The sequence below is a fragment of the Streptomyces sp. NPDC006012 genome, from assembly GCF_042871185.1.
In the GTDB taxonomy this organism is placed as follows: domain Bacteria; phylum Actinomycetota; class Actinomycetes; order Streptomycetales; family Streptomycetaceae; genus Streptomyces.
Genome location: NZ_JBIAIE010000025.1, coordinates 34071 through 57963, shown reverse-complemented (window position 1 = coordinate 57963; position 23893 = coordinate 34071). Strand labels below are relative to the sequence as shown.

The following is a 23893-nucleotide window of genomic DNA, read 5'->3' as shown; positions in this document are numbered from 1 at the left end:
TAGTAGCCAAGTGGGGACAACATAAGCGAAGTTGGTTGCCAACTTTCCCAAGTTGGCGGACTTTTTGCTTCCTGGCAGCCTGAAGGGGGAATCACCATGCCTGCCCTCGCCCTCATCTCCGCCGTCTTCGTCGTCGGCTTCGAACAGTTCGTGCAGTGGAAGTACGGGGCCGTCGGACTGGTCGGCCTGCTGCTCCTCACCATAGGCGTCAAGGCCGACAACCCGGCGGTCAGCTCGGCCGGGGCCGTGCTGCTCGCCGTGCTGGTGGCCGGTCCCGCCCTATGACGTCAGCTGCAACTCCGAACTGATCGTCTCCCACAGCGCGTTGAACCACAGATGTGACTGCTCGACGAACGTCGTGTCGCGCGCCCCGGCCCCCTGCTCGAAGCCGAACAGCACCGAGCGGGTGCCGTCGGAGTCGTACATCGCCAGTCGCTCGTGCTCGATCTCCCGCTCCCGCCGGGACAGCGTGTAGTAGGCGAACAGCGCCTCGGCGCCGTTGAGCAGGTACAGCTTCACCGGCGGGGTGAACGGCAGAGCCCGGAAGGAGACATGCACGTCGATGCCGTGCGTGGCGCGCAGGGCCAGCAGGTTGTGTTGCAGCACCTGGCCCTGCGCATTGCGCTGCGACAGCCAGCGGCGGTGCAGCAGGCCCGCGGCCGATGCCTGAACCGGGACCGGGAAGGCCAGGTCGATGTCACGGCTGGGCAGCAGGACACGGACGTCGATCTTGGCCGGTTTCCATCGGCCGGCATGGATCTGCCGCAACGGTTCGCCGATCGCGAGCGTGAGCGAAACCGAGGTGAGACACAGTGCGTCTATCTCGACATGCGGAGCCGCGAAGGCGGCGGCCACCCGGGACGCGAGGGCCACCATGGTGGGCTGCGGAGGGGCCGCCGGACCGGCCAGGGCCGGAACGAGGCCCAGGTCGGGGGCGACATTGGCCGGCGAGCCCTTGGAAACGTTGGTGAGCAGATGCTCCGATTGCAGGATGCGCAACGCCTGGCGCACGGTGCCGCGCTCCACGCCGAACTCGTCGGCGAGTCTGGCCTGCGTGGGCATGCGCTCACCGGGGCGGAGCACGCCGGACCTGATCCGGGCGCGCAGCTCGTCGGCCACCTGGTGGTGTGACTTCTGTGGCCGCTGTGACCTCTTCCGCCCAGTGGCGGGGGCGTGTTCCGGGTCCACACAGAAACCCTACAACTTCCCGCCATCTTCCGGCAGTTCACGGGAAGGTGGTTATGAGCCGCTTCCAAGCGGAGATAAGTACAGTGAAGTTGGTAGCCAACTTATGCAACATGGTCAAACTTCCCGGTGGTTGGCCGACTGGGTTCCCTTCCGGAGGGGAGCCGGGAGCCTGGTCGGTCCGACTCGACCGTGTGTCGAGCCGCCGCCGGAGCACAGCCACAACCGAATATCGACAACCGAACAGTCACATCCGCACAGCCACAACCGAACAGCACGACCGCACAGCCACAACTCAACAGCCGCGGCTCAGCAGCCGTACCGCACAGTCACAACTGAACAAGCTCGCTACGGATGATCCACCGGTTCAGCAGTTCAGCAGTTCAGCAGTTCACGGTCCGGCGATCCGGCGGTTCCGCACGGCCGGCCGGGAGGAAGGAGCGTCAGAAGATGTCCGGGCACCACGGTCGCCTGGGCGTGTGCAGCAGGGCGTCGGCCAGCTGGGCGGCGCCCTCTCGTACGTCCTCGATCCGGCCCAGCGCCGCGAGCCGCGTGGCCGACTCGTCACCGAGCCACAGGGTGGCCAGTTCGGAGATGCCCAGGACGAGTTCCGCGCTCTCACCGGTCGGTGTGCAGCTCGCGCCCTCCGGCGAGGCATCCAGCCGGAACCGGCCGCCGGCCAGGCCCTGCCCGTCGACGACCTCCAGCACCAGCGTGCCGGCGGTGTCGTACGTCCGCGCCTCCAGCGCCCGTACGACGTCCAGGATCCGCACCCACAGCCAGTCCGCCTGGGTGGTGATCCGGGCGGCACGGGGGTCCGGCAGCAGCAGCGGGAGCAGGTCGTCCGGCCCGCGCCAGTCGCTCTTGACCGTGGTGATCCAGTCGATCGAGCACAGGTAGTGCCACAGGGCGCGCTCGGCCGCCGGAGTCGAGGCGAGCAGCCAGCTCACGTCGGCGGTGTTCTGCGGCTGCTTGGCCTGCCAGATGTCGTCCGCCCGGTACGAGACCAGGCCCTCCAGTTCGCCGGAGGCGGCGCGGTAGGCGGCGAAGAACGGCTCGGTCCACTCCTTCCCGGAGCGCACGGCACCCGTGCTCAGCTGCCACCACAGGTCGGCGCGGGTGACCGCGCCGGCCTGGCCGCGGCGCACCCGGTCGTGCAGCTCCGGACCGGTCTTGCGGACCTCCGCCCCGTCCACCAGGTCGATCCGGCCGCCGTCCGCCGGGCCCGACCAGCGGGGGTCGAGACCGGCCCGGGGTACGTCGACGGTCCACTCGGTGGCCCAGGTGGCGGGACCGAAGCCGTAGCGGCCGTAGATCGGGTACTCGGCGGCGATGAGCGTGGCGACGACGTCCCCGCGGTCCTTCGCCGCCGTGAGGTCCTGGCTCATCATGCGGGTCAGCAGGCCGCGGCGGCGGTGCGTGGGGGAGACCGTCACGTTGGAGATGCCGTCCGAGGGCAGGACGGCCCCGCCCACCGCGGTGATCTCCTGGGCGAAGGAGCGATACGTCGCCACACAGCGGTCACCGTCGAAGGCGCCGAGCAGGCGGCCGGGTACGAACTGGGGGCGGCGGGCCTGCAGCTGTTCCGGCGTCGGGGTGGGCGGGTTGAGGAAGCCGGTGTTCAGGGCGCGGTGCCAGTCGGGCAGCTCGGACTCGGTGACAGGGCGGACATCGGTCATGGGGTCACGGTAGGTGCGGGGCGTTGCCCTGTCGCGGGAATTTGCCCGCCGCCCGCCCGACCCGGCTCGGTTCGGCGCTCCGGGACCGCCCCCGGCCGCCTCGACTATCCCCGGCCACCTCGACTACGTCGCTTCCGTCACAGAAGAAGGTCGTCCACCTGGGCCTCGCCCTCGCGGTAGCGGCGGGCGATCTCCGCGCTGCAGTCGTCCGCCGTGCGCTGGAGGTGGTGGCGGCGTCGGCTGGCCTGCCGCTCGTAGCGGACGAGGCGGCACAGCGCCGTACGGAGTTCCTGGTCCGTGCGGGCCTGGAGGTCGGACAGCTCGACCTCGGCGAGCATGTCGGCGGCGGCCCGCCGGTACTCCTCGCCGTGCGGCGTCCCCACCGTGACATGGCGGGCCGACGAGCGGTGCCGGGCCGGGGCGTCGATGAGGATCTCCGGCAGCCGGTCGACCACGGCGGCGTCCTCGGCGTCCACCACGGACGCCGTACCGCGCCGGGCCAGCTCGGCGCGCAGGATGTCGATCCGCCCCTGGAGCAGCCGCCGTACGTAACTGAGGTCCGCCTCGTCGCGCTGCGCGTCCCTGCGCAAGGTGCGCAGCTCGGGCAGGCTCAGCCGGATCAGGTCTTCCCCGGGTGGACCGGCGTGCAGCGTCGGGCTGTCGGTGCGCTGCACGGGCGGCCGGTGCGTCTCCTGCCCGCCCGCGAGGGCGGCCGTGATCGCACCGGGCGGCTGCTCGATACTCGGTGTGCTCATGTGTCTCTACCCGTCCCCTCGACCGGCGTACGGGAGCATCGTGCCACCCCAAGTGGCAGCTATGCGGCCGAGTGCCCCCGAACAGCCCCAGATGGGGGGGTAAGGAGGAAAAATCCGCCCTCTCGTGGGCTTCCCCGGCCTGCTGCGAACCGGTCCCGGGCACCCGGCATCATGGTCGGCATGCGTGCAGTGGTGCAGAGGGTGGACGGCGCGAGCGTCGTCGTGGACGGGGAGACGGTCGGGGCGATCGACGGCGAGGGACTGTGCGTCCTGGTCGGGGTCACCCACGAGGACACCAAGGAGAAGGCGGCCCAGCTCGCCCGCAAGCTCTGGACCCTGCGCATGCTGCAGGACGAGCGGTCGTGCAGCGACGTCGACGCCCCGCTGCTGGTCATCAGCCAGTTCACCCTGTACGGCGACGCGCGCAAGGGACGCCGGCCCACCTGGAACGCGGCCGCACCCGGCGATGTCGCCGAACCGCTGGTCGACGAGGTGGTCGCCCGGCTCCGTGCCCTGGGCGCGACGGTGGCGACGGGCCGGTTCGGCGCGCAGATGCGGGTCTCGCTGACGAACGACGGCCCCTTCACCGTCCTGCTGGAGATGTGAGCGAGCCGCCCAGGGCCGGCCGGTCCTGGGCGGTATGAGCCGCTGTACCAACGTGCCGATGTGCCGCGTTTGCCCGCGGCGCCGTCGTGGCTGGGCGCGCAGTTTCCCGCGCCCCTTCCGGGGCGCTGCCCGCACCCCGCGCGCCTGGCCCCGGGGCTACGGCTCGACGACGGTCTCCTGGGCCGCCGCCGTGTCCCCGGCCATCAGCCGCGCGTCCGCCGGCACGTTCCGCTTGACCAGGGCGAGGGCGACCGGGCCCAGTTCGTGGTGGCGTGCCGACGTCGTGATGAAGCCGATCTTGCGGCCGTCGGGGTCCTCGTCCGCGAGCCGGATCTCGGTCCCGGGCGGCGGCAGGTGCACCTCGCTGCCGTCGAGGTGCAGGAAGACCAGGCGGCGCGGGGGCTTGCCCAGGTTCTGCACCCGGGCGACGGTTTCCTGGCCGCGGTAGCAGCCCTTCTGGAGGTGGACCGCGGAACCGATCCAGCCCAGCTCGTGCGGGATGGTGCGGTGGTCGGTCTCGAAGCCGAGGCGGGGGCGGTGCCGCTCGACCCGCAGCGCCTCGTGGGCGAGGATCCCAGCGGGCATGCCGGCCTTCTCGGCGTACGTCTCCAGGTCGGCCCGAGGCAGGAAGAGATCACGGCCGTACGCCGTCTCGCGCACGACGACGCCGTCGGGGACCTCGGTGATCGAACCCGCGGGCAGGTGGACCACGGCGAAGTCGGCGGTCCGGTCGGCGACCTCGACCTGGTAGAAGAACTTCATCGACTCCAGGTACGCGATCAGCGCCTCCTGGGTACCCGGCTCCACGTGGGCCCAGACCGTCCGGCCGTCGTCCACCAGGTACAGGGCGTGTTCGATGTGGCCGTGCGCGGACAGGATCAGCGCCTCGGTGGCCTCGCCCACGGGCAGCTCGCTGACGTGCTGGGTGACCAGGAGGTGCAGCCAGCTCAGCCGGTCCGGACCGGAGACGGTCAGCACGCCGCGGTGCGAGAGGTCGACGAATCCGGTGCCGTCGGCAAGGGCACGCTGTTCGCGGAACAGGTCGCCGTAGTGGGCGGCGACACCTTCGTCCACACCCTCGGCGGGGACGGCGCCGGGCAGGGACAGCAGGGGACTCTTCATGCGGACAAGCCTACGTCTCGGTGGTCGAGCACTTGAGGGAGCAGTCGCGGCAACGGCCGTAGATCGCGAAGTGCTTCATGTCCGTGTCGAAGCCGAAGTTCGCGCGCAGCTTGGCGGTGAACTCGGCGGCGACCGACACGTCCGCCTCGATGACGTTCTGGCAGTCCCGGCACACCAGGTGTATGTGGTGGTGCCGGTCGGCCAGGTGGTAGGTGGGGGCGCCGTGGCCGAGGTGGGCGTGCGAGACGAGGCCCAGCTCCTCAAGCAGCTCCAGCGTGCGGTAGACGGTGGAGATGTTGACTCCGGACGCCGTCTTGCGCACTTCCACCAGGATGTCGTCGGGCGTCGCGTGCTCAAGGGAATCCACGGCTTCGAGCACGAGTTGCCGCTGCGGCGTCAGCCGGTAGCCGCGCTGTCTGAGGTCACTCTTCCAGTCGGTGCTCACCACGGGTCCAGTCTAGGGCGGCCCGGACCGGTCATGCTCCGGACGACAGGACAACGTCTTGCGGGGCCGCCGGTGAGGGAACCGCGGTACTCGGACGCGCGAGCGTCTCGATCGGTACTGTCGACCCCAGCACCGGCCTTCGATGCGGAGGAAGTCCCATGACCGCTCAGTATCCGGAATCGCGCCTTGAGCCCCTGATCCCGATGCCCGCCCTCACACCCGAGGCGCTGCGCACCGCGGTGGAGAGGCTGACACCGAGCCGCGTGCCCGCATTCGTGCAGGACCTCGTCGAGGCGACGACCAACGCCCAGCAGGCCCAGTCCCTCGCCCCCCTGCGCACCTTCGTCCATACCTGGGGTGTCTTCGTCGCCGTCCAGCGCCACCCTTCCCGCGCAGCGCGATTGCGTCACCTGGAGGAGGTGATCAGCGCAGGTGCGGAGGACCCGACGGAAGCCATCGCGGAGATCCGGTCCATCCAGGCCGCGGCCGAGGTGGAGGCAGGTCTGTGAGCGACTGGAAGTGGGACTACAACCCGAGTGAGGAGTACCTGACCGCAGGACTCCCGGTCGGTGTGGTGGCGGAAGTGGAGCGGATCGCCACGGAACTGGCCACGCTCGGCCCTGATGCTGAAACAGCCGGCAGCCGACCGGAGGGGAAGCCCGGTGGGCTGCGGAACTTCCCCATCTTCGCCGGCCGGGGATTCATCCAGTTTCTCGCTGTCCCCCGGCACGAGTGCATCTACATCTGCACCATCGTGTGGAACGGGTGACCAAGACTCGGTTGAAGAACGGAACCTACTTGAAGAAGGCGATGCCGTCGTCCGGCATGTCGTCCGGCAGGGCCTTCGCCCAGCGTTCGACCTCTTCCGGGGTGACGACCTTCTTCAGGTGGGCGGACAGGTAGGGGCGCAGCTCGACCTCCGGGGTCTGCTTCTCGCCGACCCACATGAGGTCGCTGTTCACATAGCCGTACAGGCGCTTGCCGCCGGTGTACGCAGGGGCGCCGGAGGACCGCAGGACCGCGTCGGTGGCCAGGTCGATCTGCGGCTTCCGGTCGGCCAGCTCGCCGTACCAGACCTCAACGACGCCGTCGTCGCGGACCAGCGTGACCTTGACCTTGCGGTCGGCGTCGATCCGCCAGAAGCCGGACTCCGACTCCAGCGGGCGGACCTTGTTGCCGTCCTTGTCCAGCACCCAGGTGTGGGAGTGGTACTCCAGAAAGTCCCGGCCGTCATGGCCGAAGGTGACCTCCTGGCCGAAATTGCACTTCTGCGAACCGGGGAAGTCATGCACGCCCGCCCCGGCCCAGCTGCCGAGCAGGAAGGCCAGGGGGACGAGGTCCTTGTGCAGGTCCGACGGAATCTCGATCATGAGCAGTGGTTCCTGGATCGGTTCTGGTACGGGCTCAGCGCTGGCCCTGGTACAGCTTCTTCACGGCCAGCCCGGCGAAGGCGAGAACGCCGACGCAGACCAGGACCAGCAAGGTTTCGAAGACGATCTCCACGGGTGCCCCTTGAGCGGAAGTGGACGTACAGAGCCGGGGCCCCAGCTTACGTCAGCCCTTCTTGACACCTTCCACGAAGGCCGCCCATACGGCTGTCGCGAAGACGAGGGTTCCCCGCGCGGGGTCCTTGCTGTCCCGGACGGGGACCAGGGGGAGGTGGTCGGCGATCTCTACGCACTGGCCACCGTCCGGGTTGCTGTAGCTGCTCCGACGCCAGTCGGCTCCGGCCAGGAGGTCGTCGGAGACCTCAAGGCACTCACCGCCGTCCGACGGGTCCCAGCCGACCACCTTGCCCAGGTCCCGCAGGCTCTCCCCGCTGGCCGTGCGGAGTGACCGCAACTCCTCCGCGAACCGCTTCCTCGGTTCCTGGCTGCGCCCCGTGATCACTCGCCTCGTTGGCATCGCGCCCCCCGGATGTCGTTCGGATACGGAGAGTGGTTCAGCGGTCGCACGCTGCGCAGGAGTTCATCGAAAGGGGGCGCCGGGGCGCGACTCCTCAGTCCAGGAGCTGGCTCTGGAGCGCCACCGTCTGCTGGAACGGAATGGCCGCGGCGCGACCCGGGCGGGACTGCACCACCACGCCGACGATGTCTCCCTCGCCCAGATACGCCTGCCGTACCTGCGCCGCACCGTACGGCTTCGCCTCGTCGTAGGCGAGGCGGGTGACCCCGCTGACGTCGGCGTCGGACGGGAAACCCTCGTCGTACATGGTCTCGGCGGCGCCCCGGGCGGCGTACACGGGAGCGTCGAACTCGGTGACGTCCCTGAGTACTTCCTCGGCCACCGGAGCCGTGTCGAACTGGAGCAGGTAGATGCTGGTGCGGGTGCCGTCCCCGGTGGTCCAGCCGCGGGCCGCGATGTGCCGCAGCCCGTAGTCGGTGAGCCGTTGCCCGGCCTTGGTCCGGTCCTCGCGCGTCCCGAAGATCGTCAGGAAGTCCTTCGTCGCCAGCCAGCCGTCCGCACCGCGCAGCGCCTTGTCGGCCTTCGCTCCCCCGGGCGCGGGCAGCAGCAGCTTGCGCAGGTCCGCGTAGTGGGTGCCGGTCTTGTTGGCGGGGTCGAGCGGACCCGGCTTGCCGGGCGGCAGCGGGGCGTCGCTGATCTCCGGGTACGGCCAGCGCCCGTCCTGCTCGGTGGCGAGGCCGGGTACGTCCGTGCGTTCCATGCGGCTGATCCCGTACGCCGTTCCCGTCCCCACCACCGCGAAGACCGCGACGACGGCGGTCCAGCGCAGGACGGCACGCAGGACGCGGCGGTCCTTGGGCGGGGCACTCGGGGACGCCTCCCCGGGGACGGGGGCGGCGCCATCGGAGGCGGCCTGTGCCAGGACGGTCCCGGCGGGTTCGGACTGTGCGGGGGCGGTCCCGGCGGAGTCCGACTGGTCTGCCGGGGGGCCATCGGGGACGAGGGATGTCTCTGCGGCGTCCGCCGGCTGCGACTGCGGCTGCTCGGTCATACGGCCATTCCCGGATTGTCGATGCGGTCGAGTTGCTCGGTGAAGAACTTCGTGGGGACGCCCGCTCCGATCGGTTCCGGTCCGTCCGCGGCCACGGTGACCAGCACGTCTCCCACGTACCCGGCGCAGAACGCCGTACCCAGCTCGTCCTTTTCGCCCTTGGGCGTCAGATAGCAGCGGGTGCCCTTGTGCCCCTTGACCTCCGGGCCCTTGCGGAAGAGGTCCCCGGTGTCGATGAACCTGGTGAGGTTCGACACCATCCGCCGTACGGAGCCGCTGTCCTTCAGCCGCAGCAACGTGACGGAGAGCGTGACGGACCCGTCGTTGGAGAAGGACCCCGCCGGGACGAGGTAGCTGCGCATCGCCATGCCCTGGATGTGCTGCTCGTCGATCAGCTTCTCCAGCTCCCGGCGCGAGGAACTCGGCAGTTCCTTCAGGGACTGCTTGCGAAGTTCGGTGGCCTGCGCGCCGTTGAACTCCGCGTCCACGCCGAATTTCCCGAGGTCCGGCCCCATGGTGAAGCCGTAGGAGCTGAAGGGCACGAACATGCCGCTCAGCCCGGACGCGGATTTCTTGCCCTCGTGGTCCTTCTTCTGGTCGTCCTTCCCGCTCTCCTTCGCGTCGTCGGCGCCCCTCGGCGGGAACGTCCACGTGGGCTTGCCGGGATCACGGTCGGCGTCCTGCACGGTCACAGTGGTGTAGCCGACACCGCCGATCAGGGCGCAGGCCAGAAGCGCGGACGCGGCGATGGCGGCGATACGGCGGGGACGGATCTTGCGGGCGGGCTTCTCAGGCTTCTCGGGGTTCTCAGAGCTTGCGGGCTTCTCGGGGGTTGCCGAGGTCGCAGGGGCCTCGGGAATCACGGAGGTCGCAGCGGCCATGGTCGGCTCAATGGCCTCAGAGACCTCGGAGACCTCAGAACCCTCGGATCCCTCGGGAATCTCAGGCTTCTCGCTCACAGCTTCCTCATCTGCCGCTCGGCCAAGTCCATGATCATCTTCTTGGAGACCGGCTTGGCGTCGTAGACGAAGATCTCCACGGAGATGTCGCCTCGCCAGGCGTGCGCCTCGGCCGAGTACACCGGGACATAGCCCGACTCCCGGTAGGGCTTGTCGTGCACGTACACCTGCCCGTAGCCGGTACCGGGCACCGGCCAGCTGTGGGTGCCGGCCTTCTTCTCGGCCCAGTAGCGGTCTTCGTGGGTCGCGTCGGACGCCGCCAGGTCGTGGTCCTGGCGGTACTGGGCGAGGACGATCTCGACCTCGTACGTGTCCCCCACCCGCCATGACGTACCGACCGCGCGACGGAACTGATTTTCTGTGAGGTATTCGAACTGACCGGCCGGATACGTGTACCAGTTTGAGTACGCGGCCTGGTCCAGCCAGCCGTCGTCGACCCCCTCCAGGAATCCGTCGTTCGTCCCCGCGGGCCGCGAGAGCAGCAGTTTGCGCAGGTCGCCGTCGGTCTTGACCCGGCGGTCCTGCGCCGCCGACAGCGGTTCGACCTCGCCCTTGGCCTGCTTGACCACGGGCTGGGAGAGCGAGGGCAGCCTGGTGGGCTTGCGGTCCGCCTGGATGAGATAGCCGGTGCAGGTGCCGGCGACGACGCCGAGCACGGCGGCGGCCGCGATCAACGCGGCCGTACGGCCGCGCCGCCGCGGGCGGGCCGGGCCGGGCAAGCCGGCAGGAGCAGCAGGCCCGACAGCATCAGCCGGACCGACAGGAGCAGCAGGCCCGACAGCATCGGCCGGACCGACAGGAGCAGTGGGCCCGACAGGACCTGCCGGACCTGCCGGATCGGGCAGCCCGGGCGTCCCGGGCAGGCTGGGTGCGGTCGACTCGACCGCTTCGGCGGCCGATGCCGCCTCGTCCGGTCTTTCCGGACCTTCCATGGCATCCCCCAACAGAACGTGAAGCGCGTCTTCCACATCGCGCGCACAGAAGACCCACGGGAATCACGCAGCGTTGTAAGGAAGTTGATTACGATTCGGGCATGGCAAAAAAGCTCGTGATCAAGGTGACGGCAGGGGCCGATGCCCCCGAGCGCTGCTCACAGGCGTTCACGGTCGCGGCCGTGGCCGTGGCCAGCGGGGTCGAGGTCTCCCTGTGGCTGACGGGCGAGTCCTCGTGGTTCGCGCTGCCGGGCCGGGCCGCGGAGTTCGAGCTGCCGCACGCCGCCCCGCTGCCCGATCTGCTGGAGTCGGTGCTCGCCGCCGGCCGGGTGACCGTGTGCACCCAGTGCGCCGCCCGCCGCGAGATCTCCGAGAAGGACGTCATCGAGGGCGTACGGATCGCGGGCGCGCAGGTCTTCGTGCAGGAGGCGCTGGGCGACGAGACCCAGGCTCTCGTCTACTGAGATCTACTGAGATCTACTGGGTCCGGGTCGGGGGTCGGGGTCGCGGTCAGGGGCGAGACCGGGAGGCTAGTGCCGCTTCTTGCCGTCCAGTTCGTCCCACCACTCGTCGGACTGCGCGTCGCCCGAGGGATCGTCCCACCAGCGGTCCCCGGGACCCCGCCGGTTGGCGACCATCGCCGCGACCGGCGGGATGACCATGGCCACCACGCACATGGCGACGGCCGCGGGCACCGACCAGATGCGTACGACCGCCCAGGCCAGGACGAAAAGCGCGATGCAGACGCCCATCATGGCGAAGTACAGGTGACGCCGCCGTGCGTACATAACAACAGAGTAGGTCCGCAACGGCCGGAGGGCCGCGCCCCAGGCGTCCGACCGTGGGCGCGGCCCTCCGGCCGTTCCGTACTGCTGCTCCGTGGCACCACTCCGTAGAGCTACTCCATGGCTGCACCGTGACGCTGCCGCGTCGCGCTGCCTGCTCAGACCGCGATCGCGACCTCCGCGAGACCGCCGTGCTGGGCGACCACCGTGCGGTCGGCGGTGGCTCCGGGCACGAGGGCGCGGACGGTCCAGGTGCCCTCGGCCGCGTAGAAGCGGAACTGCCCGGTGGCGGAGGTCGGGACCTCCGCGGTGAACTCGCCGGTCGAGTCCAGGAGCCGGACGTAGCCCGTGACCGGCTCGCCGTCGCGGGTCACCTGGCCCTGGATCGTGGTCTCACCGGGCTTGATCGTCGAGGCGTCCGGGCCGCCGGCCTTCGCTCCACACATGCTGCTTCTCCAGAGGTCAGAGGTCAGAGATTCAGAGGTCAGGGGTTGCTGAACGGGCGGTCGGGTCGCTCACTTGCCGGAGCCGAGTTCGATCGGCACGCCGACCAGGGAGCCGTACTCGGTCCAGGAACCGTCGTAGTTCTTGACGTTCTGCACGCCCAGCAGCTCGTGCAGCACGAACCAGGTCAGCGCGGAACGCTCACCGATACGGCAGTAGGCGATCGTGTCCTTGGCCAGGTCCACGTCCTCCGCGGCGTACAGCTCCGTCAGCTCGTCGTCCGACTTGAAGGTGCCGTCGTCGTTGGCGTTCTTCGACCACGGGATGTTCCGGGCGGACGGCACGTGGCCGGGACGCTGCGACTGCTCCTGCGGCAGGTGCGCCGGGGCGAGCAGCTTGCCGGAGAACTCGTCGGGGGAACGGACGTCGACCAGGTTGTACGAGCCGATGGCCGCCACCACGTCGTCGCGGAACGCACGGATGGACGTGTCCTGGGCCTTGGCCCGGTAGTCGGTCGCGGCGCGCTCGGGCACCTCGGAGCCGTCGACCAGCTCGCGGGCGTCCAGCTCCCACTTCTTGCGCCCACCGTCGAGGAGCTTGACGTTCTCGTGGCCGTAGAGCTTGAAGTACCAGTAGGCGTACGACGCGAACCAGTTGTTGTTGCCGCCGTAGAGGATCACCAGCGTGTTGTTGGCGATGCCCTTCTTCGACAGCAGCTTCTCGAAACCGGTCTGGTCGATGAAGTCACGCCGGACCGGGTCCTGGAGGTCCTTCGTCCAGTCGATCCGGACCGCGTTCCTGATGTGGTTCTTCTCGTACGCGGTCGTGTCCTCGTCGACCTCGACGACGACGATGTCCGCGTCGTCCAGGTGTTCCTGCAACCAGTCGGCATCGACCAGGACGTCGCTGCGGCTCATGCTGTCTCTCCTCCGGGGCAGTTACGGCGGGCGTGCGAGTGCGTGTGGCGCGGGCTCCTCGGGGAGCGCGCACGGATGCCCTGATCAGGGCGGATGGAGAACGCGGAAGCGGGGCTTCCGATCAGAAAAGGCGACAGAGCATGGCGGCCACGCGGCACAGGTCTACTGCCCGCCGCTTCGTGAGGTCCGCCTGCCCCCGGGACTGGGGGACGCTTGTCTGGCACTGCATGACCTCGATCGTAAGGACGGAGAGCCGGGCATGTCACCGGCATACCGCATGCTGAGATGCGATCGTCCGCCATACGGGATCACGTGACCACCCGAACGGCCGCGGCCGGGCACGGGACCGTGCGCGGCACGCGGGGCATCTGAGGTTCGGACGCGCTCGTCTCGTCTGTCGGACTGTCTCCGGACGTCCTCCGGCCGCACCGGAGCCGGCCGTCTCGCGGCGCGTGTCCCGTCCTACCCGGCCAGCTTGACGTTCGAACCCCGCACAGTGATCTCGACTCCGTCGGGCGCCGCCTGCACCTTGTCCAGCTTGATACCGGCGGGCAGCTGGTCGACGGCCTGCTGGAAGTCGGTGATCTGCCGGACGCTGTCGTCGGCGATGTCGACGCTGCCGAACTTGGGCACCGAGTCGGCGTGCACCTGCACCGAGTCGTTCTCGACGGTGACCGTGCTGAGCACCGCGACCGGGTCGGGCAGCTGCTTGCCGAGGACGGTGGCCTCCACCTCGACCTTGATCTTGCCGTTGCCGCCGTCCGAGAGGCCGACGACCCGGGCGGTGACGCCGGGCGCGACCTGCGCGGTGCCGGACTTGGCGGCCTTCAGCAGCTCGTCGTAGGAGATGGTCGCGGTGCCCTCGGCGGTCCTCGCGGTGGCGGAGCTGAAGGAGCCGGAGAACCCGACGTCCTTCATGTCCGCCTTCAGGTCGTGGATGACGACCGTCTGGCCGCTCGTGCCGGTGGGCGCCTGGTAGTCCTTGATCCCGACCTGCACGTCGTCCAGCGAGCCGCCGGCCACCTGGGTGAGGAAGGGAAAGCCGTTGATGGACACGTCCGGGGTGGCGGACAGGTTCTCGGTGGTCTTGAACTTGTCGGCCGCCTCGCTCTCCGCGAAGTAGACCGCGACGCGGTCGACGATCACGAACAGCACACCGAAGATCACAACGACGATCAGAAGTATTCGCAGCGCGCGCATGCGCTCCCCCACCTAGGCAGTACCGACGCAGCCACCGTAACGCCGGGTGGGGCGGGCCCCGAATTTTTGTCGATCACCTGTGACGTAGGCAATCGTCCGGGCCCCGCCGGTCAGCCAAGGGCCTGGCCCAGGACCCACACCGCGGGCGCCGCGGCCGACAGCGGGAGCGCGACGCCCGCCGTGAAGTGCACGAAGCGGGACGGATAGTCGTAGCTGGCGGCCCGGTGCCCGACCAGCGCGCAGCCGGCCGCCGCGAGACCGACCAGGGCGCCCTTCGCGCCGAGCCCGGTCATCCCGCCGACCGCGATGCCCGCGCCCGTCGCGGCGAGCAGCGCGACGACCACGGAGACCGGGGTGGGCAGCGGGAGCGCGCGGGCGAGGACCGCCACGGCGACCGCGACGGCGCCGACCGAGACGGCGTGCGGGTCGGCGCCCAGGTAGCCCGTCGCGACGACCGAGAGGGCGGTGGCGACGACCGTCGCCATCAGCCCGTACATCCGCTCGTCCGGATCGGCGTGCGAGCGCAGTTGCAGCACCAGGGCGAGCAGGACCCACACGCCCAGCGGGCCGAGGATGGCCGCGGGCGCGTGCTCGCGGCCCGCCGCCAGCAGCGCCAGGTCCGCGGTGAGCGCCCCGGCGAAGGCGAGGGCGATGCCCTGCCGGGCGGGCCACATGCCGTTCAGCCGGAACCAGCCCGCCGCGGTCACGGCCTGGAGGACGACCAGGGGTACGACCAGGGCGTACGAGCCGATCGCCGCCGCACCCGCGATCAGCAGGCCGAGCAGCGCGGTGAGCGCCGCGGGCTGCATGCCGGGCTCGATGATCGGGGAGCGGCCCTCCATGCGGGCCCGCTGGGCGTCGGTGACGCGGGCGTTGCCGGAGACGGTGGCGGGGCCGTACCTGGAACCGGCCGCGGCGTCCGGGGCCGCGTCCGGGATCGGAGCCGCGGCCGGGGTGGGCTGCTGGGCCTGCGGTGCCGGGTGTGCCTGGGGCGCGGCGGGGGCGGGGCCTACGGGGTGGCCGTACGTCGGCAGGTACGCGGTCTCCTCGGCGGCCGCCGCCGACGGGAGCGGCTCATGGACCTGCGTCTCCCAGGTCTGCCCCTGCCACTGCTGGGTCTGGTGCGCGTCGAACCCGGAGCGGTCGTACCCCGACTGTTCGTACCCCGGCTGGTCCGGATAGGACTGGTCGGGGAGGGACTGGTCGGGGAAGGGCCGGTCCGGATACGACTGCCCGGATCCGGGCTGCTCGTATCCGGGCTGTGCGTACCCGCCGGGGCCGTACCCGGCCTGGCCATGGCCCGGCTGCCCCGGCCACGCCTGCGGCTGGTGCTGAGGCTGCGGCTGCGCCTGATGGGGAGCCTGTTGCCGGCCTTGAGGCGATTGGTGGCCCTGGGGCGGCGGCTGCCTGTAGGGGTTGTACCCGTCGTAGGACCCGCCGTCGTACGGCTGATTGGTCATCGCTCACCCTCCTGCGAACGGCGGGAGCACCTCGACCGTGCCGCCCTCGGCCAGCCGTACCGTCTCATGCCCGCGGGTGCCCACGGGATCACCGTCGACGAGGAACGAGCATCGCTGCAGGACGCGCGTCAGTTCGCCGGGGTGTCGCTCGCGCACCGCGTCCAGCGCCTGCGCGAGGGTGCCCGCGTCGAAGGTCTCCTCGGCGACCCCGGCCGCGGCCTTCGCGGCGGCCCAATAGCGCACCGTGACCTTTGCCATCTCGTCCTCAAGTCCGTGCGTACGCCGGTATGCCGGTACGCCGGTCATCCATGCGTACATCCATGCGTCATTCTCGACACGCCAGGCTAGCCCGCCCGGGAGGTGGCCCAGTCCCCGATGCGGGCCAGCAGGGTGTCGTCCGCCGCGTGCTCGGCGTGGCCCATGCCGGGTTCCAGCCACAGTTCGCCGTGGTCACCGGCGGCGGCGGCCAGCGTCCGGGGGTGGTCGAGCGGGAAGTAGCCGTCCTGGTCACCGTGCACGATCAGCAGCGGGGTCGGCGCGATCCGGGCCGCCGCCCGCACCGGGGACAGCGGGACCGGGTCCCAGTCGCGGTGGTGGATACGGGTGCCGAAGCCGTAGCGGCCGACCAGCCGGCCCGCGGGACGGGTCACCAGCCAGTGCACGCGGCGCATGGGCGCGGTGCCCCGGTAGTACCAGCGGGCCGGGGCGCTCACCGAGACCACGGCGTCGGCGCCCGGGTGCAGCGCCGCGTGCCGCAGCACCACCGAGCCGCCCATGGAGAAGCCGACCGTGATCACGCGCGGGTGCCCGAAGCCGCGGGCCCACGCCACCGCGGCCGCCAGGTCCAGTACCTCCCGGTCGCCGACCGTGGACCGGCCGCCGGACGCCCCGTGGCCGCGGAAGGAGAAGGTGACGACCGCGCCGTGGCGGGTCAGAGCCGCCGCCACCCGGCGCACGTGCGGCCGGTCCACGTCGCCGGTGAAGCCGTGTGCGACGACGAACACCAGGTCACGGGAGGGTGGCGGCGAGGAGTCGTATACGACCGTTCCCGGGTTGTATACGGAATCGATCGCAACGCCGTCAACCGTGTGCAGAAACGTCCGTATAGATGGGCGTCTGCTCGTTTCGGAGTGCGGACGGACGGTGGATCGCGCCACATGACCTGCCGGGCCGTTGCTCATGTCGGCTATTCTGCTGGCAGAGGACTCGGGCATCGACGCCCCCGGGTCCTTTTGTGCTTTCGGAAGCGTTGTATACGAGGCGGGAAACCGCAGGTGTACGGGGCCCCCGGGATCGCAGAGCAGATCCGTACCGCCCACGTCCTCGCAAGGACCGAGGAGGAACCAGACGTATGAGTTCTCTGCTGCTCCTGACCAACGCCCTCCAGCCGTCGGCGGAGGTGCTCCCCGCTCTCGGCCTGCTGCTGCACAACGTGCGCGTGGCCCCGGCGGAGGGACCCGCCCTCGTCGACACCCCCGGTGCCGACGTCATCCTGGTCGACGGGCGACGCGACCTCCCCCAGGTCCGCAGCCTGTGCCAGCTGCTGCGCTCCACCGGGCCCGGCTGTCCGCTCGTCCTCGTCGTCACCGAGGGCGGCCTCGCCGCCGTCACCGCCGACTGGGGCATCGACGACGTCCTGCTGGACACGGCCGGACCCGCCGAGGTCGAGGCCCGGCTCCGGCTGGCCATGGGCCGCCAGCAACTCGTCAACGACGACTCCCCGATGGAGATCCGCAACGGCGACCTGTCGGTCGACGAGGCGACCTACGCCGCCAAGCTCAAGGGCCGGGTCCTCGACCTGACCTTCAAGGAGTTCGAGCTGCTGAAGTACCTCGCGCAGCACCCGGGCCGCGTCTTCACCCGGGCCCAGCTGCTCCAGGAGGTCTGGGGCTACGACTACTTCGGCGGCACCCGGACCGTCGACGTGCACGTACGGCGGCTGCGCGCCAAGCTCGGCCCGGAGCACGAGTCGCTGATCGGAACCGTCCGGAACGTCGGTTATCGATTCGTTACACCTGAGAAGGGCGAGCGCGCCCCGGACGAGGCCAAGGCCAAGGCGGCCCGGCCAAAGCCGGAGGATGCGGACGCATCGACCGTCCTCGACGGGATCGAGGTCCGGGCCGAGGCATAGCCGCGGCGCCTGAGGGCATTGCTTCCGCACAGGGAGGCCCGACGGTCCCTGCCCAGAGTGGATCTCTCCGCGTAGACTCCGCGCGTGGCCAAGGTGACTCGGGACGACGTGGCGCGGCTGGCGGGGACCTCGACCGCCGTGGTCAGCTACGTGATCAACAACGGACCCCGGCCGGTCGCCCCGGCAACGCGCGAGCGTGTCCTCGCGGCGATCAAGGAACTGGGGTACCGCCCCGACCGGGTCGCCCAGGCCATGGCCTCACGGCGCACCGACCTGATAGGTCTGATCGTGCCGGACGCACGCCAGCCCTTCTTCGGGGAGATGGCCCACGCGGTCGAACAGGCCGCGTCCGAGCGCGGCAAGATGGTCCTCGTCGGCAACTCCGACTACGTCGGCGAGCGCGAGGTCCACTACCTGCGGGCGTTCCTCGGGATGCGGGTCTCGGGGCTGATCCTCGTCTCCCACGCGCTCAACGACCTCGCCGCCGCCGAGATCGACGCCTGGGACGCCCGGGTGGTGCTGCTGCACGAGCGGCCCGAGGCGATCGACGACGTCGCCGTCGTCTGCGACGACCTGGGCGGCGCCCAGCTCGCGGTGCGCCACCTGCTGGAGCACGGCTACGAGTACGTCGCCTGCATGGGCGGCACCGCCGAGACACCCGCGGTCGGCGACCCGGTCTCCGACCACGTCGAAGGCTGGCGGCGGGCCCTGGACGAGGCCGGCATCCCGACCGAGGGCCGCCTCTTCGAGGCGCCGTACAACCGCTACGACGCCTACCGGATCGCGCTGGAGATCCTCTCCGGCCCCGACCGGCCGCCCGCGATCTTCTGCTCCACCGACGACCAGGCGATCGGCGTGCTGCGGGCCGCGCGCGAGCTGCGCCTGGACGTGCCGGGCGAGCTGGCGGTGGCCGGCTTCGACGACATCAAGGAAGCGGCGCTGGCCGACCCGCCGCTGACGACGGTCGCCTCGGACCGGTCGGCGATGGCGCGGGCCGCCGTGGACCTGGTCCTCGACGACAGCCTGCGGGTGGCGGGCTCGCGCCGGGAGCGGTTGAAGACCTTCCCGTCCCGGCTGGTGCTGCGCCGCTCCTGCGGCTGCGCATGAGCTTTTTCAGGCGCCTCTGAGAGATTTCTGAGAGGGCGCGGCCGAGCTGGGAGAACCGCCTTCATATCGGGCGAACGAGGTTCTGCCGGGCTTCTCAGGGAGCACTCAGGAAGCTCTCATGGTCGCGGGACAAGCTCTAGACATGACCGAGAGCTTCCGCCGCAGCGGCGCGTACGAGAACCCCCAGGACGACTCCTCGGACGACTCCCCCCAGGGCACGTACCCCCAGCAGCAGCCTGCCGCCTCCGCCCCCCGCTCCTCCGCGGTGAACCCGGCGTGGCCGCCTCCGTCGGCCCCTCAGCCCACCGAGCCGCTCCCCGTCGAGCCGGGCACCACCGTGTGGCCGGGCAGCACGGTGCGGCCGGACGGGCAGACCGCGACGCCGGGCAACGCGTTCGACACCGACACCGGTCAGAGTGGTGACGCCAGGTACAGTGGCGGAACCACCCCCCTCCCGACCGTCGCATTCGGCGCCGACACCGGTCAGAGTGGTGATGCCGGGTACGGCGTCGGAACCACCCCTCTCCCGGCCGTCTCGTACGGCGACGGATCCACCCCGCACACCGCGCCCACCGCACCCACCGCGCACAAGAAGCGCGCCCGCGGCCCCGTCGGGCTGCTGGCCGCCGTGGCGATCGTGGCCGCGGCCGTGGGCGGCGGAACGGCCTACGCCTTCCAGGAGCTGACCGGCAAGGACACCACCACGGCCGGCGGCCCCACCACCAACGTGGTGCCGGCCGGCAAGCGGGGCGACGTCGCCGCCATCGCGGCCGCGGCCGGCCCGAGCGTGGTCGAGGTGAACGCGTCGCTCCCGGGCGGTTCGTCCACCGGCTCCGGCGTGGTCATCTCCGCAAGCGGCGAGATCGTCACCAACAACCACGTCATCGCCGGAGCCTCGTCGGTCAAGGTCCGCAGCAGCGACGGCAAGGAGTACACGGCCGACGTCGTCGGCACCGACAGCTCCAAGGACCTCGCCCTGATCAAACTCCAGGGCGCGTCCGGGCTGAAGCCCGCCGCCCTCGGCAACTCCTCCGCGGTCCAGGTCGGCGACACAGTGGTGGCGATCGGCTCCCCCGAGGGCCTGACCGGCACCGTCACCAGCGGCATCGTCTCCGCCCTGAACCGTGACGTCACCGTCTCCACGGACCAGAACCAGGGGCCGGGCCAAGGCCCGGGCCAGGGCCGGGGCGGCGAGTGGCCCTTCCAGTTCGGCGGCCGGCAGTTCAACGGCGACACGGGCTCCTCGACCACCACCTACAAGGCCCTCCAGACCGACGCGTCCCTCAACCCGGGCAACTCCGGCGGCGCGCTGATCGACGCCGGCGGCAACGTCGTCGGCATCAACTCCGCGATGTACTCGGCCGCCGACTCCACGGCGACGGACGCGGGCAGCGTCGGCCTCGGCTTCGCGATCCCCATCGACACCGTCAAGTCCGACCTGTCCAAGCTGCGCTCCGGCGCCACCGACTGAGCACGCGGAGACCGGCGAGACCGGCCGGGGCGAAGCACGACGACCCAGCACACGACACAGCCAAAAGAGCAAGCACAGCCAAGAGAGCAAGCACACGCAAGACAGCACCAGAAGCTCAGGAGAGCACCAGAAGCAAGGAGCACGCCATGATCAGGACGATCGCGCAGGTCTCGCACCCGACGACGGACTCCGGCCCGGCCCGCACCACCGTGGCCCTTGAGGTCGCGTACGAACTCAACGCGCCCCGGCCGCCCGCCCCGGCCACCGTGGTCGCCACCCCCGAACTGATGGGCCTGCGGCTGCCCGCCGCCCGCCCGCACCGGCACAAGGTCCCGCTGCGGCGGCTCTCCGCCGTGCACGGCTGACCCCGCCCCGGCACGGTGGCCCGTGCCTGCCCGCCGGCCCGGAAACATGCGAGGCTGAAGGACAGCCGGCCCCACCCCACAGCACCCCGAGGAACCGACGATGAGCTCTGCCGATGGCGACCGTGACCCGCAGCGCATCCTGATCGTCGACGACGAGCCCGCCGTACGCGAAGCGCTGCAGCGCAGCCTGGCCTTCGAGGGATACGACACCGAGGTCGCGGTCGACGGCGCGGACGCCCTGCAGAAGGCGACCGCGTACCGGCCCGACCTCGTCGTCCTGGACGTCCAGATGCCCCGCATGGACGGTCTCACGGCCGCCCGCCGCATCCGCGGCACCGGCGACACCACACCGATACTGATGCTGACCGCCCGCGACACCGTCGGTGACCGGGTCACCGGCCTGGACGCCGGCGCCGACGACTACCTGGTCAAGCCGTTCGAGCTGGACGAGCTGTTCGCCCGGATCCGGGCGCTGCTGCGGCGCAGCTCGTACGCGGAGGCGGTGATGGGCGCCGGGGCGGACGACGAAGCCCTCACCTTCGGCGACCTGCGCATGGACCTGGCGACCCGCGAGGTCACGCGCGGTGCCCGGCAGGTGGAGCTGACCCGTACGGAGTTCACACTGCTGGAGATGTTCATGGCCCATCCGCGCCAGGTGCTCACCCGTGAGCAGATCCTGAAGGCGGTGTGGGGCTTCGACTTCGAGCCGTCGTCGAACTCGCTGGACGTGTACGTCATGTACCTGCGCCGCAAGACCGAGGCCGGCGGCGAACCGCGGCTCGTCCACACCGTCCGCGGCGTGGGATACGTACTGCGCCAGGGCGGGGCCGAGTGAAACGCCTGCTGCGCCGGTTCCGGGCCCTGCCGATCCGCTCGCAGCTGTCGCTGCTGGTGGCGGCGGCGGTGGCGTTCGGGGTCGCGGCCGTCTCGGTGACCTGCTGGTTCATCGTGCAGGGGAAGCTGTACGAGCAGACCGACAGCGACCTGAAGCAGGCCGTCACGGCGATGCTAATCGGCCGTCCCCCGCACCCCGACGACATCCGGAACACGCTCAGCAACTGCGTGGGGACGCCGCAGACCACCGTCAGCGGCTACCGCAACACCTACTCGCAGCTGGTCACCTCCGACGGAACCGTCTGCCTCTTCGAGAGCTCGAAGGACCAGATCAAGGTCACCCCGGCCGACGAGGACCTGATCAAGAACGCGGCCAGCGACCGGGGCCTCTTCCACAACGGCACGGACGTGGCCGGAAAGCGGGTACGGGTGCTGACCATGCCCGTGACCATCACCCCGACCAACACCGACGCGGCGATCATGGTGGGCGTCTCCCTGGCGGGCACCGAGGCCACCCTCAAGGACCTGGCGCTCGTCCTGCTGCTCGTCTCGGGGATAGGGGTCGTCGGGGCCGGCGCCGCGGGTCTCGCGGTGGCCCGGGCCGGGCTGCGCCCGGTCGACAAGCTCACCGAGGTGGTGGAACACGTCGCCCGGACCGAGGACCTGAGCATCCGGATCCCGGTGGCCGAGGACAGCACCGACGAGATCGCGCGGCTGTCCCGGTCGTTCAACTCGATGACGTCCGCGCTGGCCAGCTCCCGCGAGTTGCAGCAGCAGCTGATCGCGGACGCGGGGCACGAACTCAGGACGCCGCTCACCTCGCTGCGTACGAACGTGGAACTGCTCAGCCGCAGCGAGGAGACCGGCCGGCCGCTCCCGCCGGCCGACCGCAAGGCGCTGATGGCGTCCGTGACGGCGCAGATGTCCGAACTGGCGTCGCTGATCGGCGACCTCCAGGAGCTGTCCCGCTCGGAGGGCCAGCGCGGTGAACGCGTCCAGGTGATCGCGTTCCACGACACCGTGAACACGGCGCTGCGCCGCGCCCGGCTGCGCGGCCCCGAGCTGACCATCACGGCCGGTCTGGCGCCGTGGTACGTACGCGCCGAGCCGTCCGCGCTGGAGCGGGCGATCGTCAACATCCTCGACAACGCGGTGAAGTTCAGTCCGGAGGGCGGCGCGATCGACGTGGCGCTGGACAGGGGCGTGCTCACCGTCCGGGACCGCGGTCCGGGCATCCCCGCCGAGGAACTGCCGCACGTCTTCGACCGTTTCTGGCGCTCGCAGAGCGCGCGGGCCCTGCCGGGTTCCGGCCTCGGCCTGTCGATCGTGGCCCGCACGGTCCAGCAGGCGGGCGGCGAGGTGTCCCTGACCCCGGCGCAGGGCGGCGGCACGGTGGCCACCCTCCGCCTGCCGGGCGCCCCTACGCCACCGCCGGAGGGGATGTGACCGTGCCTCCGAGGGGCACGGGGAACCCATTTACCCAGGTCCGCGAGGGCTTGGAGGCGGGATGCCTGCCCGGCTGGCGCATACTGGAGGCCCCGTCCGCGCGCCACGGGGGGAGACGCGAGAACGAGGCCGGTCTTGGGGCACTGGGTCGCTGAGCGCATGAGGTCATGCGCGCCAACACCTGCCCTTCCTGACTTCCTTCAGCTCGTCCTTCTCCTCTCCGGACATGTGCCGAATGATGTGTCGGGCGCTCAGCGCTTCCTGTCCGGTCTCACCGGACTGCACCGTCCGACTGTCGTTCCGCTTGACGACTGCCCTTGCGGCCCGGACGGTGCTTCTCGTGCTCATGCGGTCCATACTCTTTTCGCTCGGTTTTCATCGGGCGCACCTCCGGCCGCCGACCGGCACTCAGACGACCGAAGGGGCTGCGCCCGCCCCCCACCAAGCTGCGCCGCCGCAGTCACGGGAGGGACGGGAGTCTCACCACTGAGCCGGTTCCAGGTCGCCATCGGCGCATTCAGGGCAGGCAACTTGGAACGACCAAGAACATGTCGCGCAACCGGCGAAGCCACAGCATGCCGGGCACCAGACGGCACGGCTTCCGGCGCATGTCCCGCAGACATCCGAGAGGGAGTGAAGGAACTCCAGCAGCGTCGGCGGTCCGGGATCGAAAGGGCGACGGCCGGCGCGGCGGGGACCGTCAGACCCTGCGGCCATGCGGATGCTGACGGATTTCCGCTGCCGCCTCGAACGCCTTTGCGCCCTCCCCCCGCTCCAGTGCTTCCTTTCGCTGCCGAGCCAGAGCTATGCAGACGCCACAGCCATTGACTGGCGTTCCCTCCAGCAGCCACGGGTCAATCGGCAGTTCCACGGACTTCTGCTGGTAGCGGGTCGGCTCGCTCATGCGGCACCCCCGGCGTAGTCCTGGCCCATGGTCGCGAGTACCGCCGCCCGTCGGCGTTCCCTCTGCCTACGCCGTTATTCCTCGCGCTCCCAAGCAACGAGGTAGGGGCGGATGAGCGCCACCTCCGCGCCGTTCAGCGGGCCGGATTCCTTGGGTGTACGGCGGACGGCCAACGGCACGGCTACCGGCT

At 70.5% G+C, this 23893-nt stretch carries 30 protein-coding genes; 11 read left to right on the top strand and 19 right to left on the bottom strand.

Annotated features, from left to right (window positions below; translation table 11 throughout):
- Positions 1-96: 96 nt before the first annotated feature.
- A complete protein-coding gene (locus ACFYPJ_RS31280; protein ID WP_376533541.1) occupies positions 97-285 on the top strand; it encodes a hypothetical protein in 189 nt (62 codons plus the stop codon).
- On the opposite strand, the gene ACFYPJ_RS31275 is transcribed toward ACFYPJ_RS31280, so the two are convergent.
- From ACFYPJ_RS31275 to ACFYPJ_RS31265, 3 genes are all read right to left on the bottom strand, one after another.
- A complete protein-coding gene (locus ACFYPJ_RS31275; protein ID WP_389024481.1) occupies positions 280-1188 on the bottom strand; it encodes a winged helix-turn-helix domain-containing protein in 909 nt (302 codons plus the stop codon). The genes ACFYPJ_RS31280 and ACFYPJ_RS31275 overlap by 6 nt on opposite strands.
- A gap of 440 nt (positions 1189-1628) precedes the next feature.
- Positions 1629-2864, bottom strand: a complete 1236-nt coding sequence (locus ACFYPJ_RS31270; RefSeq protein ID WP_389024478.1) for a GNAT family N-acetyltransferase — start codon at positions 2862-2864, stop codon at positions 1629-1631.
- Positions 2865-3001: 137 nt separating this feature from the next.
- Entirely contained in the window at positions 3002-3619 is a 618-nt protein-coding gene (locus ACFYPJ_RS31265) for an aerial mycelium formation protein (RefSeq protein WP_389024475.1), read from the bottom strand.
- Positions 3620-3799: 180 nt separating this feature from the next.
- Between ACFYPJ_RS31265 and dtd the strand changes: the two genes are divergently transcribed.
- Positions 3800-4225: a D-aminoacyl-tRNA deacylase gene (dtd, locus tag ACFYPJ_RS31260; protein ID WP_389024472.1), complete on the top strand. Its 426-nt coding sequence runs from the start codon at positions 3800-3802 to the stop codon at positions 4223-4225.
- Between the two features lie 156 nt (positions 4226-4381).
- On the opposite strand, the gene ACFYPJ_RS31255 is transcribed toward dtd, so the two are convergent.
- Together ACFYPJ_RS31255 and ACFYPJ_RS31250 are read right to left on the bottom strand one after the other, a co-directional pair.
- Complete coding sequence (locus ACFYPJ_RS31255; protein WP_389024468.1) at positions 4382-5347, bottom strand: YgfZ/GcvT domain-containing protein; 966 nt, start codon at positions 5345-5347, stop codon at positions 4382-4384.
- Positions 5348-5357: 10 nt separating this feature from the next.
- Entirely contained in the window at positions 5358-5795 is a 438-nt protein-coding gene (locus ACFYPJ_RS31250) for a Fur family transcriptional regulator (protein WP_389024465.1), read from the bottom strand.
- A gap of 155 nt (positions 5796-5950) precedes the next feature.
- Here ACFYPJ_RS31250 and ACFYPJ_RS31245 point away from each other — a divergent pair, with 155 nt between their 5' ends.
- Positions 5951-6301, top strand: a complete 351-nt coding sequence (locus ACFYPJ_RS31245; protein ID WP_389024462.1) for a DUF6247 family protein — start codon at positions 5951-5953, stop codon at positions 6299-6301.
- Positions 6298-6561: a hypothetical protein gene (locus ACFYPJ_RS31240; protein ID WP_389024459.1), complete on the top strand. Its 264-nt coding sequence runs from the start codon at positions 6298-6300 to the stop codon at positions 6559-6561. The genes ACFYPJ_RS31245 and ACFYPJ_RS31240 overlap by 4 nt, the downstream gene beginning before the upstream one ends.
- Positions 6562-6586: 25 nt before the next feature.
- Here the strand turns inward: ACFYPJ_RS31240 and ACFYPJ_RS31235 are convergent, their stop codons facing one another.
- The 5 genes from ACFYPJ_RS31235 to ACFYPJ_RS31215 form a co-directional block, all read right to left on the bottom strand.
- Entirely contained in the window at positions 6587-7162 is a 576-nt protein-coding gene (locus tag ACFYPJ_RS31235; protein WP_389024457.1) for an FABP family protein, read from the bottom strand.
- A gap of 184 nt (positions 7163-7346) precedes the next feature.
- Positions 7347-7601, bottom strand: coding sequence for a DUF397 domain-containing protein (locus tag ACFYPJ_RS31230; RefSeq protein ID WP_389024609.1), 255 nt, complete (start codon positions 7599-7601; stop codon positions 7347-7349).
- Positions 7602-7791: 190 nt separating this feature from the next.
- Positions 7792-8748, bottom strand: coding sequence for a hypothetical protein (locus tag ACFYPJ_RS31225; RefSeq protein WP_389024454.1), 957 nt, complete (start codon positions 8746-8748; stop codon positions 7792-7794).
- Complete coding sequence (locus ACFYPJ_RS31220; protein ID WP_389024451.1) at positions 8745-9629, bottom strand: hypothetical protein; 885 nt, start codon at positions 9627-9629, stop codon at positions 8745-8747. The genes ACFYPJ_RS31225 and ACFYPJ_RS31220 overlap by 4 nt, the downstream gene beginning before the upstream one ends.
- 74 nt (positions 9630-9703) lie before the next feature.
- Positions 9704-10426, bottom strand: a complete 723-nt coding sequence (locus ACFYPJ_RS31215; RefSeq protein ID WP_389024448.1) for a hypothetical protein — start codon at positions 10424-10426, stop codon at positions 9704-9706.
- A gap of 314 nt (positions 10427-10740) precedes the next feature.
- Here ACFYPJ_RS31215 and ACFYPJ_RS31210 point away from each other — a divergent pair, with 314 nt between their 5' ends.
- A complete protein-coding gene (locus ACFYPJ_RS31210) occupies positions 10741-11103 on the top strand; it encodes a DsrE family protein (protein WP_389024445.1) in 363 nt (120 codons plus the stop codon).
- A gap of 66 nt (positions 11104-11169) precedes the next feature.
- On the opposite strand, the gene ACFYPJ_RS31205 is transcribed toward ACFYPJ_RS31210, so the two are convergent.
- The 8 genes from ACFYPJ_RS31205 to ACFYPJ_RS31170 all read right to left on the bottom strand — a co-directional run bounded on the left by ACFYPJ_RS31205 (position 11170) and on the right by ACFYPJ_RS31170 (position 16626).
- Entirely contained in the window at positions 11170-11427 is a 258-nt protein-coding gene (locus ACFYPJ_RS31205) for a DUF3099 domain-containing protein (RefSeq protein ID WP_376533526.1), read from the bottom strand.
- A 155-nt stretch (positions 11428-11582) separates the two neighbouring features.
- Positions 11583-11870, bottom strand: coding sequence for a DUF1416 domain-containing protein (locus tag ACFYPJ_RS31200; RefSeq protein ID WP_359068775.1), 288 nt, complete (start codon positions 11868-11870; stop codon positions 11583-11585).
- A 69-nt stretch (positions 11871-11939) separates the two neighbouring features.
- The gene (locus ACFYPJ_RS31195; protein WP_389024442.1) at positions 11940-12785 is read right to left on the bottom strand and encodes a sulfurtransferase; all 846 of its coding nucleotides are present in this window, start codon (positions 12783-12785) and stop codon (positions 11940-11942) included.
- Positions 12786-12906: 121 nt separating this feature from the next.
- Entirely contained in the window at positions 12907-13014 is a 108-nt protein-coding gene (locus ACFYPJ_RS31190; protein ID WP_389024439.1) for a putative leader peptide, read from the bottom strand.
- Positions 13015-13247: 233 nt separating this feature from the next.
- Positions 13248-13985, bottom strand: a complete 738-nt coding sequence (locus ACFYPJ_RS31185; RefSeq protein ID WP_389024436.1) for a DUF2993 domain-containing protein — start codon at positions 13983-13985, stop codon at positions 13248-13250.
- Between the two features lie 110 nt (positions 13986-14095).
- Complete coding sequence (locus tag ACFYPJ_RS31180; protein WP_389024433.1) at positions 14096-15445, bottom strand: hypothetical protein; 1350 nt, start codon at positions 15443-15445, stop codon at positions 14096-14098.
- Between the two features lie 3 nt (positions 15446-15448).
- Positions 15449-15703, bottom strand: coding sequence for a MoaD/ThiS family protein (locus tag ACFYPJ_RS31175; protein ID WP_389024607.1), 255 nt, complete (start codon positions 15701-15703; stop codon positions 15449-15451).
- 86 nt (positions 15704-15789) lie between these two features.
- Positions 15790-16626, bottom strand: a complete 837-nt coding sequence (locus ACFYPJ_RS31170; RefSeq protein ID WP_389024431.1) for an alpha/beta hydrolase — start codon at positions 16624-16626, stop codon at positions 15790-15792.
- 170 nt (positions 16627-16796) lie between these two features.
- Here ACFYPJ_RS31170 and ACFYPJ_RS31165 point away from each other — a divergent pair, with 170 nt between their 5' ends.
- The 6 genes from ACFYPJ_RS31165 to ACFYPJ_RS31140 all read left to right on the top strand — a co-directional run bounded on the left by ACFYPJ_RS31165 (position 16797) and on the right by ACFYPJ_RS31140 (position 22799).
- A complete protein-coding gene (locus ACFYPJ_RS31165) occupies positions 16797-17576 on the top strand; it encodes a winged-helix domain-containing protein (RefSeq protein ID WP_389024428.1) in 780 nt (259 codons plus the stop codon).
- Between the two features lie 84 nt (positions 17577-17660).
- On the top strand, positions 17661-18683 hold the full coding sequence (locus ACFYPJ_RS31160; protein WP_389024425.1) for a LacI family DNA-binding transcriptional regulator: 1023 nt from the start codon (positions 17661-17663) through the stop codon (positions 18681-18683).
- Between the two features lie 142 nt (positions 18684-18825).
- Positions 18826-20154 carry a trypsin-like peptidase domain-containing protein gene (locus ACFYPJ_RS31155; RefSeq protein WP_389024422.1) on the top strand — a complete coding sequence of 443 codons (1329 nt, stop codon included), beginning with the start codon at positions 18826-18828 and terminating at the stop codon, positions 20152-20154.
- Positions 20155-20300: 146 nt separating this feature from the next.
- The gene (locus ACFYPJ_RS31150; RefSeq protein WP_389024419.1) at positions 20301-20519 is read left to right on the top strand and encodes a hypothetical protein; all 219 of its coding nucleotides are present in this window, start codon (positions 20301-20303) and stop codon (positions 20517-20519) included.
- A 100-nt stretch (positions 20520-20619) separates the two neighbouring features.
- Positions 20620-21354: a response regulator transcription factor gene (locus ACFYPJ_RS31145; RefSeq protein ID WP_389024416.1), complete on the top strand. Its 735-nt coding sequence runs from the start codon at positions 20620-20622 to the stop codon at positions 21352-21354.
- On the top strand, positions 21351-22799 hold the full coding sequence (locus tag ACFYPJ_RS31140) for a sensor histidine kinase (RefSeq protein WP_389024413.1): 1449 nt from the start codon (positions 21351-21353) through the stop codon (positions 22797-22799). Before ACFYPJ_RS31145 ends, ACFYPJ_RS31140 begins: the two co-directional genes overlap by 4 nt.
- A 700-nt stretch (positions 22800-23499) precedes the next feature.
- On the opposite strand, the gene ACFYPJ_RS31135 is transcribed toward ACFYPJ_RS31140, so the two are convergent.
- Positions 23500-23703 carry a hypothetical protein gene (locus ACFYPJ_RS31135; RefSeq protein ID WP_389024410.1) on the bottom strand — a complete coding sequence of 68 codons (204 nt, stop codon included), beginning with the start codon at positions 23701-23703 and terminating at the stop codon, positions 23500-23502.
- Positions 23704-23893: the final 190 nt, after the last annotated feature.

Excerpts from the sequence above, each read along its gene's own strand:
- ACFYPJ_RS31280 (WP_376533541.1), top strand. The coding sequence starts at position 97 with ATGCCTGCCCTCGCCCTCATCTCCGCCGTCTTCGTCGTCGGCTTCGAA.
- ACFYPJ_RS31270 (WP_389024478.1), bottom strand. The coding sequence starts at position 2,864 with ATGACCGATGTCCGCCCTGTCACCGAGTCCGAGCTGCCCGACTGGCAC.
- ACFYPJ_RS31265 (WP_389024475.1), bottom strand. The coding sequence starts at position 3,619 with ATGAGCACACCGAGTATCGAGCAGCCGCCCGGTGCGATCACGGCCGCC.
- dtd (WP_389024472.1), top strand. The coding sequence starts at position 3,800 with ATGCGTGCAGTGGTGCAGAGGGTGGACGGCGCGAGCGTCGTCGTGGAC.
- ACFYPJ_RS31255 (WP_389024468.1), bottom strand. The coding sequence starts at position 5,347 with ATGAAGAGTCCCCTGCTGTCCCTGCCCGGCGCCGTCCCCGCCGAGGGT.
- ACFYPJ_RS31245 (WP_389024462.1), top strand. The coding sequence starts at position 5,951 with ATGACCGCTCAGTATCCGGAATCGCGCCTTGAGCCCCTGATCCCGATG.
- ACFYPJ_RS31235 (WP_389024457.1), bottom strand. The coding sequence starts at position 7,162 with ATGATCGAGATTCCGTCGGACCTGCACAAGGACCTCGTCCCCCTGGCC.
- ACFYPJ_RS31225 (WP_389024454.1), bottom strand. The coding sequence starts at position 8,748 with ATGACCGAGCAGCCGCAGTCGCAGCCGGCGGACGCCGCAGAGACATCC.
- ACFYPJ_RS31220 (WP_389024451.1), bottom strand. The coding sequence starts at position 9,629 with ATGGCCGCTGCGACCTCCGTGATTCCCGAGGCCCCTGCGACCTCGGCA.
- ACFYPJ_RS31210 (WP_389024445.1), top strand. The coding sequence starts at position 10,741 with ATGGCAAAAAAGCTCGTGATCAAGGTGACGGCAGGGGCCGATGCCCCC.
- ACFYPJ_RS31205 (WP_376533526.1), bottom strand. The coding sequence starts at position 11,427 with ATGTACGCACGGCGGCGTCACCTGTACTTCGCCATGATGGGCGTCTGC.
- ACFYPJ_RS31200 (WP_359068775.1), bottom strand. The coding sequence starts at position 11,870 with ATGTGTGGAGCGAAGGCCGGCGGCCCGGACGCCTCGACGATCAAGCCC.
- ACFYPJ_RS31195 (WP_389024442.1), bottom strand. The coding sequence starts at position 12,785 with ATGAGCCGCAGCGACGTCCTGGTCGATGCCGACTGGTTGCAGGAACAC.
- ACFYPJ_RS31190 (WP_389024439.1), bottom strand. The coding sequence starts at position 13,014 with ATGCAGTGCCAGACAAGCGTCCCCCAGTCCCGGGGGCAGGCGGACCTC.
- ACFYPJ_RS31185 (WP_389024436.1), bottom strand. The coding sequence starts at position 13,985 with ATGCGCGCGCTGCGAATACTTCTGATCGTCGTTGTGATCTTCGGTGTG.
- ACFYPJ_RS31180 (WP_389024433.1), bottom strand. The coding sequence starts at position 15,445 with ATGACCAATCAGCCGTACGACGGCGGGTCCTACGACGGGTACAACCCC.
- ACFYPJ_RS31175 (WP_389024607.1), bottom strand. The coding sequence starts at position 15,703 with ATGGCAAAGGTCACGGTGCGCTATTGGGCCGCCGCGAAGGCCGCGGCC.
- ACFYPJ_RS31170 (WP_389024431.1), bottom strand. The coding sequence starts at position 16,626 with ATGAGCAACGGCCCGGCAGGTCATGTGGCGCGATCCACCGTCCGTCCG.
- ACFYPJ_RS31165 (WP_389024428.1), top strand. The coding sequence starts at position 16,797 with ATGAGTTCTCTGCTGCTCCTGACCAACGCCCTCCAGCCGTCGGCGGAG.
- ACFYPJ_RS31155 (WP_389024422.1), top strand. The coding sequence starts at position 18,826 with ATGACCGAGAGCTTCCGCCGCAGCGGCGCGTACGAGAACCCCCAGGAC.
- ACFYPJ_RS31150 (WP_389024419.1), top strand. The coding sequence starts at position 20,301 with ATGATCAGGACGATCGCGCAGGTCTCGCACCCGACGACGGACTCCGGC.
- ACFYPJ_RS31145 (WP_389024416.1), top strand. The coding sequence starts at position 20,620 with ATGAGCTCTGCCGATGGCGACCGTGACCCGCAGCGCATCCTGATCGTC.
- ACFYPJ_RS31135 (WP_389024410.1), bottom strand. The coding sequence starts at position 23,703 with ATGAGCGAGCCGACCCGCTACCAGCAGAAGTCCGTGGAACTGCCGATT.